The following is a 15,649-nucleotide window of genomic DNA, read 5'->3' as shown; positions in this document are numbered from 1 at the left end:
GTTTAACTAGCAGGAGGTACAGTTAGGTACTAGTATGAATTTTCATTCATTTAAAGGAGCAATATCATGGATACGACAAAACACGACATTAACACACTTTTTGCACAGCTTGGATTACCAAATAGTGATGAGCAAATAGATGCATTTATTGCCTCACATGAATTAGAAGACACAACATTACTCCAAGAAGCTTCTTTTTGGGATGAGGCACAACAGCACTTTTTAGCTGAATCCCTTGCACAAGACGGAGATTGGAGTGAAGTAATTGACGAGTTAGATGTACGCATTCGTCAAAGTAAGTAATTTTATTTAATGTACCCTCCCTTATTTATTGCTAACATAGCATCTGCGCAGCATTTATATGCTGCGTATTTATTTTATTAAAGAGTTATATATCTAATGAATTCAGTTGTATTTGATGCAATCAAAGCCCTTCTCGATGAAGGCAAAACCCCTACTGTAGCACTAACTAAAAGCCGTTTGGCGCAACCGGTTCCAATGCCTATGATTATTGCAGCAGTAAGCCAATATAAAAACAATCCTGATTCAATTAATAACTTCATGAGAAACCCACAGCAGTCAGATAATACTGAGCTTAAAACAAGTCAATTAGATAGAATTGAGCAAAAACTCGATAAACTTCTTGCGCTGCTAGAACAAAAATAATTTGAGACTATAAATGTTCGTTGTTGATTTAACTTTTGATTGCTACCAAGACACCACCCTAGAACAAGCCGAACAAGCAATAAATCGCTTAGTAAATGCACTGCGTTTTAATGGTCAAATAATGGGGGAAGAATTTCCAACCGTTTTAAAAGATGGATTTTTTATTACCCGCGTAATGTGCCCTACTGAAGATGCAATGCACCCGCTAAATAACAGCCCGTTTGTTAAGCACAGTATCGAAAAGTTACATAGTGCTGGGCTACTTGCGCCAAAAGTAAAAGTGATCGGACAAGATATTCACTCCAACGGCGCTGATTGCTGCAAAGAACCATCAAGTTATATTTTATATACAACCTATGTGCATACGTGCAGCCCGCTTTATTGTGGTGATGACTTTTTGCCTGTGCCGCTATTTCGTATTCCGGCAATTGCTAATGGTGACTATAAAACGCTTATAAAATGGCAAGAAGATTGGCAAGCCTGCGATCAAATTCAAATTAATGGCGCAACCCGTTGTGAGTTTCCGGCGCTTGAAGAAATATCGAGTATTCAAAGCGACTTATACAGACGCGGAAAAGACATAACAAAGCGAATTAGTTTTTTAACTAAAAAGCCAACCTATTATTATTTATACCGTGTAGGCGGCGTAGATAAAGCGTCTGAACTTGAACGAAAGTGCCCTAGTTGTAATGGCGACTGGAAATTACCTGAATCGTGGTTTGGGTTATTCGACTTTAGGTGTGAGCCATGTGGCTTAGTGTCTAATATATCGTGGGATTTTCAGTAACCATTAGGGCGTGTTGACCTTTGTGGATTGAAATTTGCTCAATCTAGGGACGATTTAATCGCGGCGCGAGGTTTGTAACCTAGTGGGCTCGGTAACTGCTCCTGCGTTACCCTACTGGCTTACATCCATGTAAGAATAAGTAAAAACCGAGCAAAGCTTCCGCGTCCTGCTCACGCCCCTTACCTACATCCATGTAGGCAACAAAGAGTAAACCGTCCCTAGAAAGAACTCAAAGGGCAGCGCATGTTTGGCATTTATGCTTCGTTATCGCCTATTTATGGGGAGTAACCACACTACATAGGCTCTGCCTTGCACATACAGCTGCAAAATCAACCACGAAAGGTCAACACGCCCTAGTAATGGCTCTAAAAATCAGCTTAGTGATGACGCTAAGCTGATTTATAAAACACGTTTTAAACCTCTAATGCCTTTAAAAAAGCATTAATGTTAGGTGCAAGTACATGGTGTGTTTTTTTGCCTACATGCTCTAAACATACTTCACCAGTGTGCACCAATACACTTACTAGTAAATCATCTTGATCTGTTAAACCAATAAACACTGTTTCTGGCTGCTTAAGCTTGCGTTTCATTAAAACGTGGCCCGTTATATTTTGCTGTAGCAAATTAAAGTCTTCTTCGTTCCATGCTTGTAGTAATTCAACCTGATGCCCATCAATACTTGCTAAAATACTTCCACCGTACATATGTCCGTATAGCTCGCTAAGCGCTTTTGGAAACTCAAGTTCTAGTGCACTGGCTAAATCATTAAGCGAACCTGCAGGTTGCTGACGCGCCCCCTGCCATTGAATGTTTCCTTGCTCGTCAACCTCACCAACTTCACATGGGCTTGGCCATTGCTCGTCGTGCGCAATAAGTGGGTACTTTGTAGTGTTTTTAAGGGTATTTTCGCTAAATGTTTGATGAAGTTGTTCTATAAGCAATGCAACAGACATACTGTGAAACTCATTTAAATTAGATATAATGTCCCTATTGTAACTATTTAAGAGCAAACATGACAGATTACAGCAATTCTCCAGACCTTAAAGGTAGCGTATTAGGCCAATCTACTGAGTATGTAGATGTGTACACGCCAAGCTTGCTTTTCCCTATTGCGCGCAAACTAAATCGTGATGCTTTAAATATTGACGAAGCAGAGCTTCCATTTAAAGGCCAAGATATTTGGACAGGTTACGAGCTTTCATGGTTAAACATTAAAGGTAAACCCCAAGTTGCCGTGGCCTTATTTAGCTTTGAGTGCCAAAGCAGCCATATTATTGAGTCAAAGTCGTTTAAACTTTATTTAAATAGCTTTAACCAAACCCGATTTGAAAGCATTGATGTAGTAAAACAGCATTTAATTGATGATTTATCAAACGCGGTTAACAGCTCTGTCAAAGTGACTTTATATAATCCTGATGATTACAATTGCTTACCGTGTACAGCGCTGCCTGGTGAATGTATTGATGATTTAGATATTGAAATTAATAATTACGATATTGATGCTAATTCACTTAAAGCAAAAAGTGATGAAGTAGTTACTGAAACGCTCTACAGCCATTTACTTAAATCGAACTGTTTAATTACCTCCCAGCCTGACTGGGCAAGTGTAATTATACGATACACAGGCGAGCAAATATGCCGTGAGTCGTTATTGCGTTATTTAATTTCATTCAGAACACATAACGAATTTCATGAGCAGTGTGTTGAGCGTATTTATAGCGATTTAACAACACAACTTAATATTAAAGAGTTAGAAGTTTACGCGCGTTATACTCGTCGCGGCGGGCTTGATATAAACCCGTATCGCTCTACACATTATAACGATACGCCATTTGCAGTTAAAATTAATCGTCAGTAGGTTATTTTAAACTGGAACATGAGTATTAAAAAAGGAGCCTAGGCTCCTTTTTACATTTTTTAATTAATACCAATTCCATTAAGTATGTGATCTAAATTTTACGCCGAAAAAATAATTCAGTTCTAGGCGTAAATTGATGTAAATGGTTGTTCCCTTTGCGAAATTTACAACAAAGAAATGGGTTGTTTTAGCAAGTAAAATAGATCAGCTATTTATTGGAATTGGTATAACTTCGCGCTTAGTGGGTATAGGCATACCACACACATCAACGTAGTTATGTGATTTAACAAACCATGGTTCAATACGGTTTTTACGAGCACTGATCAAGTTTTTAAACACCGATGAGTTTGTTTTCATCACTTTAAATATACTTTTATCGCTTTGTACATCACCAAGTACTTGTATATTGGTAATTGGGTTAAATGCTTTTCCTTCAGTTGGTGTACGCGCTAAACGGTTAAAATGCTCTATACCTTCGAGCACTCGACCAAACACCGTAATATTTTTATCAAGGTAGCGCGGGCCTTGCCCTATCGTTACAAAAAACTCCGTGCTCGCACTATTTATATCGTTGTCGCGCGCCATTGCAAACACGCCACTACAATGCACTTGCCATGTTTGCGTATGTGCTGAGTTTTGAGCTACTGCAAAGCCGTTTAAAAAGCCGGTAACTGGTGCATACCCGTCGCCATTTAGCTCAGTAATTAAAAGTGGTTTGTTTGTTTTTAAATAAAACTCAGCAGGGACTGTTTTATCCGCAGTTTTAATTAACTTTTTACCCAAGCTGTCGCCACCTTGCGCTACAAAACCCTCAACAAACCGATAAACGCTGGTATTTTTATAAAACCCTTCTCGTGCTAACTTTTTAATATTTTGAACGTGCTTTGGGGCAAGTTGTTCATTAAGCTCAATATACGCATCGCCCGTTGGCAGCGTTATCTTTAAAATATTTTGGGCGTTCACTACTCGCCAGTCATTATCTGTTGCACTAGCAATTACCTCACTCGCGCTCAATAAAGGTAGCTCTTGTTTAGCAACACCATTACCAAGTTGTTGAGCACAACCGCTCAATAAAACACTAAGCAGAGCTGGCAATATAATTTTCCTCATCGCTTATATCCTTATAATTATTATAGTTTTGGTTATTCCCAATCAAACTTATATAGCACATCAACATTTTGATATAGGCCGCTCGTTATTTCTATGTATAACTGAGAAAGTAACTGATAACGCACAGCCACTTCACTGAGCGAATCAAATACACCCACACTATATTTAACTTGCAAACTGGGTGCTACGTATCCTGATATTTCTACTTTGGTACTATCACCACTACCTGATGAGCTTAAACTTACATCTGACAAACCAAAGGTTTCACCTACCTTAGAAACAACCCCTTCGCTGCGGCTAACCCCTTGAGAAAGTAATAACTGTGTAAGCATAGCATCGCTTGACGAACTTTCTCCATCACCTAAAGGCTGGCCATTAAGTAAATATGCGAGTGCTTGAGCTTGATCCATCGCAGGCTCAGAAAATATTTTGAGCGTTGGTTGTTCAACATTACCTGTGAGCGTAACCCCTGCAATCACACCATTTGCAGTCGTATCGGGGTTACGTATTGCTTTAATATTTAAAAATGGTTGTTCAATTGAACCGCTAAAACCGACTTGCCCGGTGCTGATTATTAAATCTTGCCCAAAGGCTAAGTAAGTACCTTCAATTAAGTTAAGCTCACCTGTGGCTATAATTGGCGCACCTTGACTCATTTTTATCGCTAAATCACCCGCAACTTTTGATTCCAAGCCAAACGATTCTACTTTTACATCGTTTTTAACAATCACTTTTAAATCTATGTCGTAATCAAATGGAACTGTTTCTGTGGCCTCGGTTTTTTGATCAACAATAATTTCATCATCGCTAACTTGCACTGCGCCCTCAGGAAGCTCTTCAATCATTATACGACCGTAAGGCACAACTACCTCACCAGCAAGCTTGAGTGCATTATTAGCCAAGCCTATTTTTAAATCCGGCGATACTTTAAAAGTAACCCCTTGCTGCGCACGTACATAAAACTGCTCGCCAACTACCGCCACATTTACAGCAGGTTGCGCACCTTGCCAATCAACGTCACCGGTGAGGTTTATTTTACCGCCCTGGTTGTCGTTTAAGTTGCCTTTTATTGTGGCTGTTGTTTTATCAAACAATACGTTTATATTTGATTTTTGCAGCGCTATAGGTAATTGCTCGCCCTCTAAACTAATATCGCTCACATTAAGTTCGCCATTTAATAATGGATCTTTTAACGTACCTGCTAATGCGATTTTTCCGCTAATATCACCTTTTAACTGCTCAAGGGTTTCAAGAAATGGTTGTAAATCTGAAAGGAGTATTTTATCAATATTTATAGTGCCGTTAAGGGTTTGCTTATTTTGTATGTCGTCAATATCAATTTGTGTGTTTATTTTACCAAGCACACTTGATTCTAAATTAGCTTCAAGCTTGCCAACTTGAGAATCCGAAAACGCACTAATAGTTAGAGTTTCGATTGGTAATTTAAAACGATCTTCTTCCGAGGTAAGCACCGCTTCTAAGTCGCTAGAATCGATATTTGCGCGTAATGTTTTAAGCGCACCGCTTTGCCAATTAAGTGCTACATCGCCCGCTATATTACCGCGAGTACGAATGCTATTAGGTAAAAAGTGCTTAAGCTCCTCAAGTGCTAAGTTGCTTAGTTTAGCATTTAGCTGACCGAGGTTTTTTGATTGGGCTAAGGTGTCTATGCACAATTTACTTTGCTCAGATGCCCAACAATGTGCACTTACATCAAAGTCGCCACTTTGCGTATTAACCATAATGGCAATATTTTTAGTATTACTAAAACTAAGCTTTTTATCGCTGAGCGTTACATTACTAAGCTCGCCATTCCAAGTGGTATTATTAATTTTGCCATTAACTTCAAACTCTACACTGCCTTGCTCAGCATCTACAGATGCCGTAAGTTGGTGATCTGTTTTGTCGCCGCTAATATCAATTTTAACGCTATTAATTTGCTGTTCGGCTACAAGCGCCGAACCAACACTTACCGAAACATCGGTTTGCCAATCGGCTGCGGTATCTAACTGCCCTTTTACTGATAATTTATTAATGTTTATTTCATCAAAAATAAAGCGATCGAGTATTAGCGCTAAATCAACAGAGGGCGTTAACCTTTCCCCCCTTACTTTTAAATTTGCGTTGCCATCGGCAGTAAATGGAATATTAGCTTTTTCATCACTTTTAAGCGTTACTTTGCCATCAACCTGCCAAGTGTCATCAACTTGCCCGCTTAGTGCTAATTTATTGGTGCCGCTACTTAAATAAAAACTATCAATATTAGCTTTTAACGTGTTGTCAAGCTTAAAGTTTGAGGCAAATTCTAGTGGCACGTCGTTAAGTAATCCGTTTAACTTTGTATTATTCATTTGTAGCTGCCACTTGTCGTCAGCTGCATTAAACGAGCCTTTAAACTGTCCTGAAATATCACTGGTAGCGGCATCAGTTAAGTACTGCGCTTTTAAGTTAGCAAGCGTGCCATTAAAGTTAGCCTGTATGCCTTTTTGCCAATCAACATTGGCTTTTATAGTTACACTGCTTTCGTTCGCTTTAATGCTTAGCGCTTGTAAAGTTGCTTTGGTGAGACTGCCTTTTAATTGGGTATTTAAGTCAACAGCTGGGTACGCGCCTAATTGGCTATTCCCCTGCAGGCTAAGCTGGTAATCGTCGGCGTTACCTTGTGCATTGAGGCTTACATTTCGCACTTTAAGCTCATTACTTTGTGCATCAATAAGCCACTGTTTAATTTTGCCATTTAACTCAAACGGATAGTTTTTTTGCTTTAAATTTGCCGTTGCCGTTAAGCTAAGCGGATATTGTCCCTGCGTTTCTAAATTTAAGTTTAGATTTGATAAGTCACCATTCAACTGCAAGTTGGCTTGGTGCTTATCACTTTGTAAAACAACATCCCCTATTACGGGCAAGTTCCCTGCAAGCTCAGCGTTAAGATGCGTATTAAGCTGCCACTGCTCATACTTTGCTGAGAATGACTCTAAATTAATAACCGCATCTTCCACACTTAATTGCAGCGAGATGTTTTCAATAACATGCTGGGCTTCGTTTTGCTCAATCGTAATGTTAGCAATTTCAAAGTCTTCAACAACTAAGTCAAGTGGCGAAGTAAATTCTATATTAGGTAATGCGGGTAGGTGCGTTAAAGGCGCTTGAGTATTTTGCGCCGTTTGTGTTTTCGCATCTTGTTCTTGCTCTTTTAAAGCAACAAGTATGGTGGGAATATTCAGGCTTTTAACCGTCAGCTTTGAACCCTCTGCTTTTGCTGAGAGTTTAAAGTTATTAACGCTTACGTTTGCACTTGGGTGCTCTAGAGTAAATTTATTGATCGCAATGTTTTTTACAGCAATATTAAAAGGTAAGCTGATTTTTTCAAGCGGCTCTGCAGCGGCTTCTTCTTGTGACTCTGCAGTTTTTGGTAATGTTAAATTTATAGATTTAGCACTTAAGTTATCTATACAAATTCCATCGCACTGCCACCAAAACAAATCAATTTTCAATTGTTGTGCATTAAAATCCAATCCGTTGCTAGTAAAGCGCACATTAAAGGCATCATTATAAATAAAACGGCCATCTTTAATTTCGATATGTAGTCCATCTACCGCTTTGTTTGCACTATAAGCAATAAATTGATTACCGGGTGCGGTAAATAACAAACAAAATAGTGCGACAACTAACGTGACAAAAATAGCACTTACGGCGGCTGTTATCTTTTTTAATACTGACATTAAATTTCTGGCCCTATGGTAATACTTAAACGTGTGCTTTTACTTTCTTTTGTTAATCCCCAAGCGTGGTCTATACGCACTGGGCCAACGGGTGTTAAATAACGAAAACCAAAACCAGCGCCTACTTCAAAGTCATCAGAAAAATCATTCGTTGCTGTACCACCGTCAACAAATAAAGCTGCGCGCCAGTTTTGAGCAAACTGATAGTTGTACTCTATTGTACTGGTTAGTAAGTATTTACCACCGATGAGGTCGCCATCATCATTTTCCGGCGATATTGATTGGTACGCAAAACCACGAACACTTTGATCGCCACCTGCATAAAAGCGCAGTGAGTAAGGTACGTTTTCAATATCATCAACAAGCATTGCACCAACATTTGCTTTTAAAAACACTAAATGCTTCTCTAAGTATGTACGTAACCACGCATGTTGCATTTGTACCCTAATCAGATTAGTACTCGAAAGCACATCATCTAAGCCAAACTCAGCAGATATAAGCCACTGCTCTCCCCAGTATGGAGTCGTGCCGCCTTTTGATTTTTTGCGGGCGTAGCTAATGCCCGGCATTAACATTTCGGTACTTTCTTCCTCTTCATCACCGATGCGGTAGGTTTCTTGGTCGCGGCGTAAAAATGCAGTGCGCACCCACTTATTTTCGGTTAACCATTGGCGCTGAATTTGCCCCGTGAGTATTTCACTGTAGGTATCGTTTGTAAGTTCATCCTCTAATTTATATCCAGCAGAAAAACGCCATAAATCATCATTCGGATCATCAACTGGAATGGTATAAGCCATGGAAATATCTTGCTGCTTTTGCGCCACATTTAAATTAGTTTCGAGATAATGGCCGTCTTCTGTGATCCACGGTTTACTCCATTTAAAACGCACTTTGGGCCCTAAGTCAGTACTAAAACCGCCGCCAATTTCATAGCTATTTGCAGGCTTGTGCAACACATCTACCTTAATAGGTACTTGGCTGTTTTTACGCGCAGCAATATCGGCGTAAACTCGCACGCTTGCAAAATAAGGGGTGCTTGATAAATCCAAATTATAGTCAGCAATATGTGTTGATTTATAAGGTTGACCCTGAGTAAAAGGCGCAAGCGAGCGTATGTATTTTTCAGCAGGCGTATTACTGGCAATTTTTATATCGCCAAACTGATATCTAACCCCAGTATCAATTACAAAAGTAATAACAGCACTATTTTTCTTAAGTGACACTTCTAATTTGCGCGCTGGCCACTTTGCATCAAAATAGCCAAGCTCCAATAGCATAGATTCTATTTTTTTATGAGCAGAGTCGTATCTACCATGATTTAAAACATCACCTTGTTTTAAGTTGGTATTTTTAATTAATGCCTGTAATTGAGTATCATTTTGGCCATCGCCGTTTAGCGTAATATTAATTGCTTCTATGCGAGTTGCAGGACCTCGCTCAACTTTAACAATTAACTCGCTGTCGTCTTTATCATAAATAACCTCGACGGTCGGGCTATAATAGCCAAGAGCTTTAATGCTATTTTGTACTTGCTTTTGGGCATAACGACGAAGTGTACGGGTTGGTTTTTCACCAATTAATTGCTTGAGATAAAGGGCTACGTTATTTTCTAAATCGCCACTTAACCCTTTAATTTCGTAATCTTCTATGACTTTTTCTGCAGCATAGCTATTTGTCGCAATTAGAGCGCTCACAACACATATGCAACGTAAAAACTTAATAAACAAGTAAATATCCTTACTTTTAATATCTTACATAAAACTGGCTGATTACGCGCATATTAGCATAGCCATAATGAGCAACACATTAACTTAATGACAATCTAACGCGTAAATTTAACTTTGAATAAGTATCAGCATAATTAAAATTAGTACGCGTTAAGACAATATTTTAGTTACAATAGTGCCTACGAATAAAAAATTAATTTTAAATGAGTTTTTAATGCAATTCCCTGATGATGATAACGGCCAACTTTTAGCCGAAATAGCCGCTGCTGGCATTGATTTAAATAAAATGCACCAAGTCGATTTTTTTATTTTATTTGAACAAGAAGCCGATGCTGAAAAATTTGCTAAAGAAATAGTCTCTGATGCATTAGTTCAAAATGCTGAGCTTGAAAAATGTAAAGACACTGGCGTTTGGGAAGTAATCACTCAAGTACAAATGGTGCCAGAGCACACCCTTTTAGGCCAAGCTGAGCAATACATTGAAAGCATTGCTAATAGCTTTAATGGATATGGTGACGGCTGGGGATTAATGGACGGTGACGAGGCTTAGTTGCCTTTTAATTGTATTAGTTCAATGTACTCTATCAGTTAAGCTTAACGGCTTAACTGATTTGCCTTCCTAAAATTGCCTTTATAGTCAAATAGCTTATCAGCCACTTTCCAACCATACTTTTTGCTTTTTCGTGCAATAACAAAATCCGGTGGTACTAATTCAAATTGTGCGTTTACTACTTGCTCTGCAGTTTTAAAATTAATAGGTGTTTGCCCAAGCCCCACACGTTGACCAAATTGCTTATTAAATATAAATTGCCCGCCTTTATTTTCGAGGTTATATACCTCATCGCAACTTGCGCCATCTTCATCAAAATACGTTACTTTAATAAGTTCATCTTTAATTTGAGTTACCGATAACCCACTACATCGGAGCACAAGTGCGTCTTTCAAGTTTAATGCATTACGTAACTTATCATCAGGGTCGGCCATTACCACGCCGCAATCATGGCATTTACGTGCAGCAATATCATTTTGGGCACCGCACTGCTCACACTCTTTAAACCTAAAACGATAATCGCACTGCTCTTTATGCCCATCATGATCTTCTAATAGGCCTTGGCAACGCCTGCCAAAGTGCTCTATTACTTTGCCAGTGGAGTCTGTTTTACCCCAAAATATATTCGCAAACCCACAACCTGGGCAAAGTACCTGCACAGGTTCATTATCACTATCGCCTTTTTTATCACCTACTTCTGGGTGAAATAAATTAAAACCATTGCCGGCATAATCTATTACTAAGCAATCCGTTTTTGATTCAGATAGCCTCAAGCCTCGCCCCACAATTTGTTGATATAAACTAACCGATTCTGTAGGTCTTAAAATAGCTATAAAGTCGACATGTGGCGCATCAAAGCCGGTTGTTAGTACCGATATATTAACTAAATACTTTAATTGCTTAGCTTTAAATTGCTTAATAATTTTATCGCGCTCAGTGTTTGGCGTATCCCCTGTTATAAGTGCACTTTGATGAGCTGGTAGGTAGCTTAATATTTCCTGAGCATGCATTACCGTAGCGGCAAAAACCATAACACCTTCGCGCTCTTCACTGTATTGAATTACTTGCTGTAATATAGCTTTCGTTGCGCGCTCACTATTTTTTAAAAGCGCATTCATGTCATCAGTCGTATATTGCCCAAATGCATTGCTATCTAAAGACGAAAAATCATAATGGCTAATTGCTGCATCAACTTCGTTAGGCGGCGTTAAATAATTATGTTTGATCATATACCTGAGCGGCAATTCAAAAATACAACTTTTAAACGGACTTTCTTGAGTACCTTTAACAAAACCATGATAATGGTGGTGGTATATCCACCCCATTCCTAACCGATAAGGTGTTGCTGTTAAACCCAATACTTTTAACTGAGGGTTATACTCTTTTAAACTGTTTATTACTTTACCGTACTGACTTTTTTTATCCCCATTTACCCTGTGGCATTCATCAATAATAAGTAATGAATAATGCTCATTTAATTTATTTAAATTACGAGAAAGTGATTGCACACTGGCAAAGGTTACTTGATGGTTTAATGATTTTTCTTTTAAGCCTGCTGAAAATATACTCGCCTCTAAACCAAAACTTTTATATTTTTGCGAATTTTGCTCTACCAGCTCTTTTACATGAGCAAGCACTAATATTTTTTGCTTAGCTATACGGGCAAGTTCAGCAATTACCAAACTCTTACCTGCGCCGGTTGGTAGTACAATAACGGCAGGATCATTACTCTTTCTAAAGTGTAAAACAGTGCGTTCTACGGCTTCTTGCTGGTAAGGTCTTAGTTTATAGCTCATGGGAAAACAAATAGATTTTAATAAGGGGATTTTAGCAAATTACTGCTATGACATTTAGACTTTAATTATATTTTATTGAGGGGTAAACAAAAAAGAGAAGCCGAAGCTTCTCTTATATTTAGCTTTAAGCTAAAAACTTTTCAAGCTCAACACCTTCAAACGCTTTAGGACGACGGCCACGGCCAGTCCATTCAATAGTCTCACCATTGAGTTCCATACGGTACTTAGGCTTAACTTTGGTGCGCTTGTCTGATGCCCCATCTTGTAAATCTTCTAGCGTAAGTCCTTTTTCTTTTAAAAGATCCAAAACTTCCTGTTTCGCTTTTTGCTGCTGGGTATATTTTGAAATTGCATCATTGATAAGCTGTTGAGCTTTTTCAAGATCCGTTAATGATGCTGTTTTAATAAAAGATCGGACTTCTTTCATCTATATCTCGCTAAATTGTGTGATTGGAATTATTTAAATATTCTTTTTTAGTATAAGGCTATTTTTCAAAAATAACTACGGCACATAATTTATTAATGTATATAAAATTTATTCATAAAAAAACCGCGATTAAAATCGCGGTTTTTATCGTTCTTATATAAATAACAATTAGAATTTAGTAGTAAAACTCAATTGGAAGTAACGACCAGTTACGTCATAAGCTTCACCAACAGTGTTTATACCTGATGCTCCACTTACTGAACTTTGGTTTGCTACAGGAGGTTGCTTATCGAAAACATTCCGAACTGACAAAGTAACGTCTGTTCCAGCAGTGATGTTATAAGTACCTGATAGATCGTGATAAATAACAGTCGGGAAGCGATTAAACTTGTCTAAAGGGGCTCCCGTTGAAAAATTTTGATTCCCTTCAATATTACTATCATTTGAGCTTGCCCAATACTTCATGCGCCATGATACTGCAAAGTCATCAACTGTATAGCCTAAATTTAAATTTGCACGATTAGTAGGAGTTAATACCTCACCTCTGTAATCAATCTCTTCACCAGATTCAATTGATGTTTCAACATACTCATACAAATGATTCCATATCAAGTCCGCTGATAATTGCCCGAAAGCAAATTCTTGCTTATAACTTAATTCTATATCTAAACCTTTTGTGCTTAAATCATTTTCATTGCTAGTCCCTGAGCTAACTTCTGTCAAGGCACCTCTAGTATCACGTATTGCCCCACCACATGTAGCATCAAAGTCAGATGGATCAACACCATAGCATCGGTTCAATACAGTTGTTCTAGCAGTAGTAGCAATAGCGTCATCTACAGCAATATCGTAGTAGTCAAGCGTTAATGAAAATTCATCTGTTACTTGCCAAATAGCGCCAACGCTAAATGAATCAGATGTTTCTTCTTTTACATCTTCATTACCACCAATATAACCACCAGTGCTCTGACGTTCAATAGTTGTCAAATTGAATGCGCCTTCAGCAGCAACTCTATTAGCCACTTCAGCGATAGAAAGACAATTAGCAGCTACATTTCCTGTAGATGATGCAGTAATTGCATCACAAGGATCTGCAACACCTGAAAAAGTTTCGCCTCTACCACCGAATAAGTCAGCAATATTTGGAGTTCTAATAGCTCGTGCTGCTGATGCTCTTAATTTTACTGTATCTGTAGGAGAGTATTGTACACCTGCATTCCATGTTGTTTGTCCGCCAACAATTTCATGGTCCGAATAGCGAGCGGCTAAATCTAGTTCAACATTTTCTAGAACTGGTAAAACAGTTTCAACAAAAACGTCGTTAGTGTAGAAGCTACCATTTGTAGGCTCAGATTTATTTGTACTTGAAGCACCAGTTTGCGCTAAATCACCTGGAGAGTATGAACCTTTTTCAAGACGATGTTCTGCACCAACAGCTAGCCCAACCATACCACCTTCTAACTCAATTGGTAATTCACCAGAAAGGGTTGTTGAAAATATAAACTGCTCAACTTGACCTTGAGATTTTGCAGGTGATCTTACATATGCAACGGCTTCATCAGACAAAGTTCCTGCACCGAACAAATCTAAAGGCACACACCCTTGAAGTACTGCTAAATCATTAGAACATTGAACGTTACCTTCTGCATTAGTATATACATCTAATGCATTTGCAGCACGTTCAACATTTATTTGACCACCATTTTCTTGGCGCTGGTCAGTTTTACCCCATGAGATATAAGAGTTTAAAAGCCAGTTGTCATTAATTTCCCAATCTATACCTGTCGCAATACGAATAGTATCACGCTCTAAATCTGTTGAGCGAGCACCAAACTCAACCATACGGCGAACTAGCGTTGGGATATTATCATCCATTGTCAAATCAGGATTATCAGACATTAAATTTTGGCGTAAAAGATCTGGAACTAAAGGGCTTCCCAGCTTAATACCACCAACGCCACCACGTGAAGGTAGATATACATCATCCGTAGTGAAAGGAGTCGGTTCAATAGTCGAGTTGTATGTTTTAGATGAATTCCAGTTTACTTCCGTGAAAGAGTGAACACTATCTGAAATATCTTGTTTAAAGTTAACTGCTGCGTATTTACGCTCAAGCGGAGTCACTAACTGTCTGTAAGATGCACGATTGAATGAATTCTCATCACCTACATATGGTGTACCATCTGCATTATATCCGCCAACACGGCCTTGAGGTGGGTATGAAGAGTTTTGAACACCTACATATTCACCACCTTCATCATTCAAAAATATAGCTTCATCATACCTTGAGAAGTCTCGATCGGATGACTTCAAACCCTTATCATCATCATATCCAGCAGCAATTGTTACACTACCTGAATCCCAGCTATTACCAGCAGTAAGGTTTAAAGAATATTTTTCGCGATCAGATTCATCTGAAACACCTGTTTGAGCGTTAACTTCAACACCTTCAAAATCGCTTCGCGTAATTATGTTCACAACACCAGCAACAGCATCTGAACCATAAACTGCTGAAGAAGCACTTTTAAGAATATCAATACGTTCAATCATTGATGCTGGTATTGCATTTAAGTCAACCGCATAACCGCTTGAAGGAGAAACACCTGATACAAAGCGACGACCATTCACTAACACTAAAGTTCTTGAGGAACCTAAGTTGCGTAAAGACGTAGTGTTAAGACCAACACCTGTAGTACCGAATGCACTATTTGATTGATTTGAACCAGCGATAGTGACCGGAGATTGATTCAAAACATCGGCTACATTCAATGCGCCCATTTGAATAATATCGCTTCGGCCAATTGATGTAATTGGTACAGTTGTTTCAATATCAGTTCGCTTTATGCGTGAACCAGTAACTTGAATACGCTCTACTTTTTCTACACCTTCGTCAGCAGCTATCGAGTTTGCAGAAAATACAGCTGTAGATGCTGCACCAATAGCTATCGCTAAGCGAACAGCTTTTGAAACTTGATTATTTAACATTGGATTCTCCCTAGAATATTT

12 protein-coding genes are annotated in these 15,649 nt (G+C 38.7%); 5 read left to right on the top strand and 7 right to left on the bottom strand.

Annotation, left to right across the window (positions count from 1 at the left end; all coding sequences use genetic code 11):
* Nucleotides 1-66: 66 nt before the first annotated feature.
* The 3 genes from H5092_RS15080 to H5092_RS15070 all read left to right on the top strand — a co-directional run bounded on the left by H5092_RS15080 (nucleotide 67) and on the right by H5092_RS15070 (nucleotide 1,453).
* Nucleotides 67-303 carry a DUF2789 domain-containing protein gene (locus tag H5092_RS15080; RefSeq protein ID WP_002958240.1) on the top strand — a complete coding sequence of 79 codons (237 nt, stop codon included), beginning with the start codon at nucleotides 67-69 and terminating at the stop codon, nucleotides 301-303.
* Nucleotides 304-399: 96 nt separating this feature from the next.
* Nucleotides 400-666, top strand: coding sequence for a hypothetical protein (locus H5092_RS15075; protein ID WP_007378199.1), 267 nt, complete (start codon nucleotides 400-402; stop codon nucleotides 664-666).
* 13 nt (nucleotides 667-679) lie between these two features.
* Nucleotides 680-1,453 carry a Zn-ribbon-containing protein gene (locus H5092_RS15070; protein WP_002958242.1) on the top strand — a complete coding sequence of 258 codons (774 nt, stop codon included), beginning with the start codon at nucleotides 680-682 and terminating at the stop codon, nucleotides 1,451-1,453.
* Nucleotides 1,454-1,866: 413 nt separating this feature from the next.
* Here the strand turns inward: H5092_RS15070 and syd are convergent, their stop codons facing one another.
* Nucleotides 1,867-2,406, bottom strand: a complete 540-nt coding sequence (syd, locus tag H5092_RS15065; RefSeq protein ID WP_182682298.1) for a SecY-interacting protein — start codon at nucleotides 2,404-2,406, stop codon at nucleotides 1,867-1,869.
* 59 nt (nucleotides 2,407-2,465) lie between these two features.
* Here syd and queF point away from each other — a divergent pair, with 59 nt between their 5' ends.
* Complete coding sequence (gene queF / locus H5092_RS15060; RefSeq protein ID WP_182733841.1) at nucleotides 2,466-3,311, top strand: NADPH-dependent 7-cyano-7-deazaguanine reductase QueF; 846 nt, start codon at nucleotides 2,466-2,468, stop codon at nucleotides 3,309-3,311.
* 204 nt (nucleotides 3,312-3,515) lie between these two features.
* Here the strand turns inward: queF and H5092_RS15055 are convergent, their stop codons facing one another.
* From H5092_RS15055 to H5092_RS15045, 3 genes are read right to left on the bottom strand one after another with little or no spacing between them, the layout of a single operon-like run.
* Entirely contained in the window at nucleotides 3,516-4,421 is a 906-nt protein-coding gene (locus H5092_RS15055; protein WP_182733840.1) for a peptidylprolyl isomerase, read from the bottom strand.
* Nucleotides 4,422-4,453: 32 nt separating this feature from the next.
* Nucleotides 4,454-8,143, bottom strand: a complete 3,690-nt coding sequence (locus tag H5092_RS15050; protein ID WP_182733839.1) for a translocation/assembly module TamB domain-containing protein — start codon at nucleotides 8,141-8,143, stop codon at nucleotides 4,454-4,456.
* Nucleotides 8,143-9,870 carry an autotransporter assembly complex family protein gene (locus H5092_RS15045; protein ID WP_182733838.1) on the bottom strand — a complete coding sequence of 576 codons (1,728 nt, stop codon included), beginning with the start codon at nucleotides 9,868-9,870 and terminating at the stop codon, nucleotides 8,143-8,145. The genes H5092_RS15050 and H5092_RS15045 overlap by 1 nt, the downstream gene beginning before the upstream one ends.
* Before the next feature lie 214 nt (nucleotides 9,871-10,084).
* On the opposite strand from H5092_RS15045, the gene H5092_RS15040 reads away from it, so the two are divergent.
* Nucleotides 10,085-10,420 carry a ribonuclease E inhibitor RraB gene (locus H5092_RS15040; RefSeq protein ID WP_007378192.1) on the top strand — a complete coding sequence of 112 codons (336 nt, stop codon included), beginning with the start codon at nucleotides 10,085-10,087 and terminating at the stop codon, nucleotides 10,418-10,420.
* A gap of 44 nt (nucleotides 10,421-10,464) precedes the next feature.
* Here the strand turns inward: H5092_RS15040 and H5092_RS15035 are convergent, their stop codons facing one another.
* The 3 genes from H5092_RS15035 to H5092_RS15025 all read right to left on the bottom strand — a co-directional run bounded on the left by H5092_RS15035 (nucleotide 10,465) and on the right by H5092_RS15025 (nucleotide 15,628).
* Nucleotides 10,465-12,216 carry a DEAD/DEAH box helicase gene (locus H5092_RS15035; protein ID WP_182733837.1) on the bottom strand — a complete coding sequence of 584 codons (1,752 nt, stop codon included), beginning with the start codon at nucleotides 12,214-12,216 and terminating at the stop codon, nucleotides 10,465-10,467.
* A gap of 124 nt (nucleotides 12,217-12,340) precedes the next feature.
* A complete protein-coding gene (locus tag H5092_RS15030) occupies nucleotides 12,341-12,643 on the bottom strand; it encodes an H-NS family nucleoid-associated regulatory protein (RefSeq protein ID WP_007586043.1) in 303 nt (100 codons plus the stop codon).
* A 168-nt stretch (nucleotides 12,644-12,811) separates the two neighbouring features.
* Nucleotides 12,812-15,628 carry a TonB-dependent receptor domain-containing protein gene (locus H5092_RS15025; RefSeq protein WP_182733836.1) on the bottom strand — a complete coding sequence of 939 codons (2,817 nt, stop codon included), beginning with the start codon at nucleotides 15,626-15,628 and terminating at the stop codon, nucleotides 12,812-12,814.
* Nucleotides 15,629-15,649: the final 21 nt, after the last annotated feature.

Origin of the sequence: Pseudoalteromonas sp. SR41-7 (assembly GCF_014163935.1) — a bacterium.
Taxonomy (GTDB): Bacteria; Pseudomonadota; Gammaproteobacteria; order Enterobacterales; family Alteromonadaceae; genus Pseudoalteromonas; species Pseudoalteromonas distincta.
The sequence above is the reverse complement of the archived record's forward strand: the minus strand, read 5'-3'. Positions and strand labels throughout refer to the sequence as shown.

Coding starts and splice junctions, on each gene's coding strand:
- H5092_RS15040 (WP_007378192.1), top strand. CDS start 10,085: ATGCAATTCCCTGATGATGATAACGGCCAACTTTTAGCCGAAATAGCC.
- H5092_RS15055 (WP_182733840.1), bottom strand. CDS start 4,421: ATGAGGAAAATTATATTGCCAGCTCTGCTTAGTGTTTTATTGAGCGGT.
- H5092_RS15035 (WP_182733837.1), bottom strand. CDS start 12,216: ATGAGCTATAAACTAAGACCTTACCAGCAAGAAGCCGTAGAACGCACT.
- queF (WP_182733841.1), top strand. CDS start 2,466: ATGACAGATTACAGCAATTCTCCAGACCTTAAAGGTAGCGTATTAGGC.
- H5092_RS15080 (WP_002958240.1), top strand. CDS start 67: ATGGATACGACAAAACACGACATTAACACACTTTTTGCACAGCTTGGA.
- H5092_RS15030 (WP_007586043.1), bottom strand. CDS start 12,643: ATGAAAGAAGTCCGATCTTTTATTAAAACAGCATCATTAACGGATCTT.
- H5092_RS15075 (WP_007378199.1), top strand. CDS start 400: ATGAATTCAGTTGTATTTGATGCAATCAAAGCCCTTCTCGATGAAGGC.
- syd (WP_182682298.1), bottom strand. CDS start 2,406: ATGTCTGTTGCATTGCTTATAGAACAACTTCATCAAACATTTAGCGAA.
- H5092_RS15025 (WP_182733836.1), bottom strand. CDS start 15,628: ATGTTAAATAATCAAGTTTCAAAAGCTGTTCGCTTAGCGATAGCTATT.
- H5092_RS15070 (WP_002958242.1), top strand. CDS start 680: ATGTTCGTTGTTGATTTAACTTTTGATTGCTACCAAGACACCACCCTA.
- H5092_RS15050 (WP_182733839.1), bottom strand. CDS start 8,143: ATGTCAGTATTAAAAAAGATAACAGCCGCCGTAAGTGCTATTTTTGTC.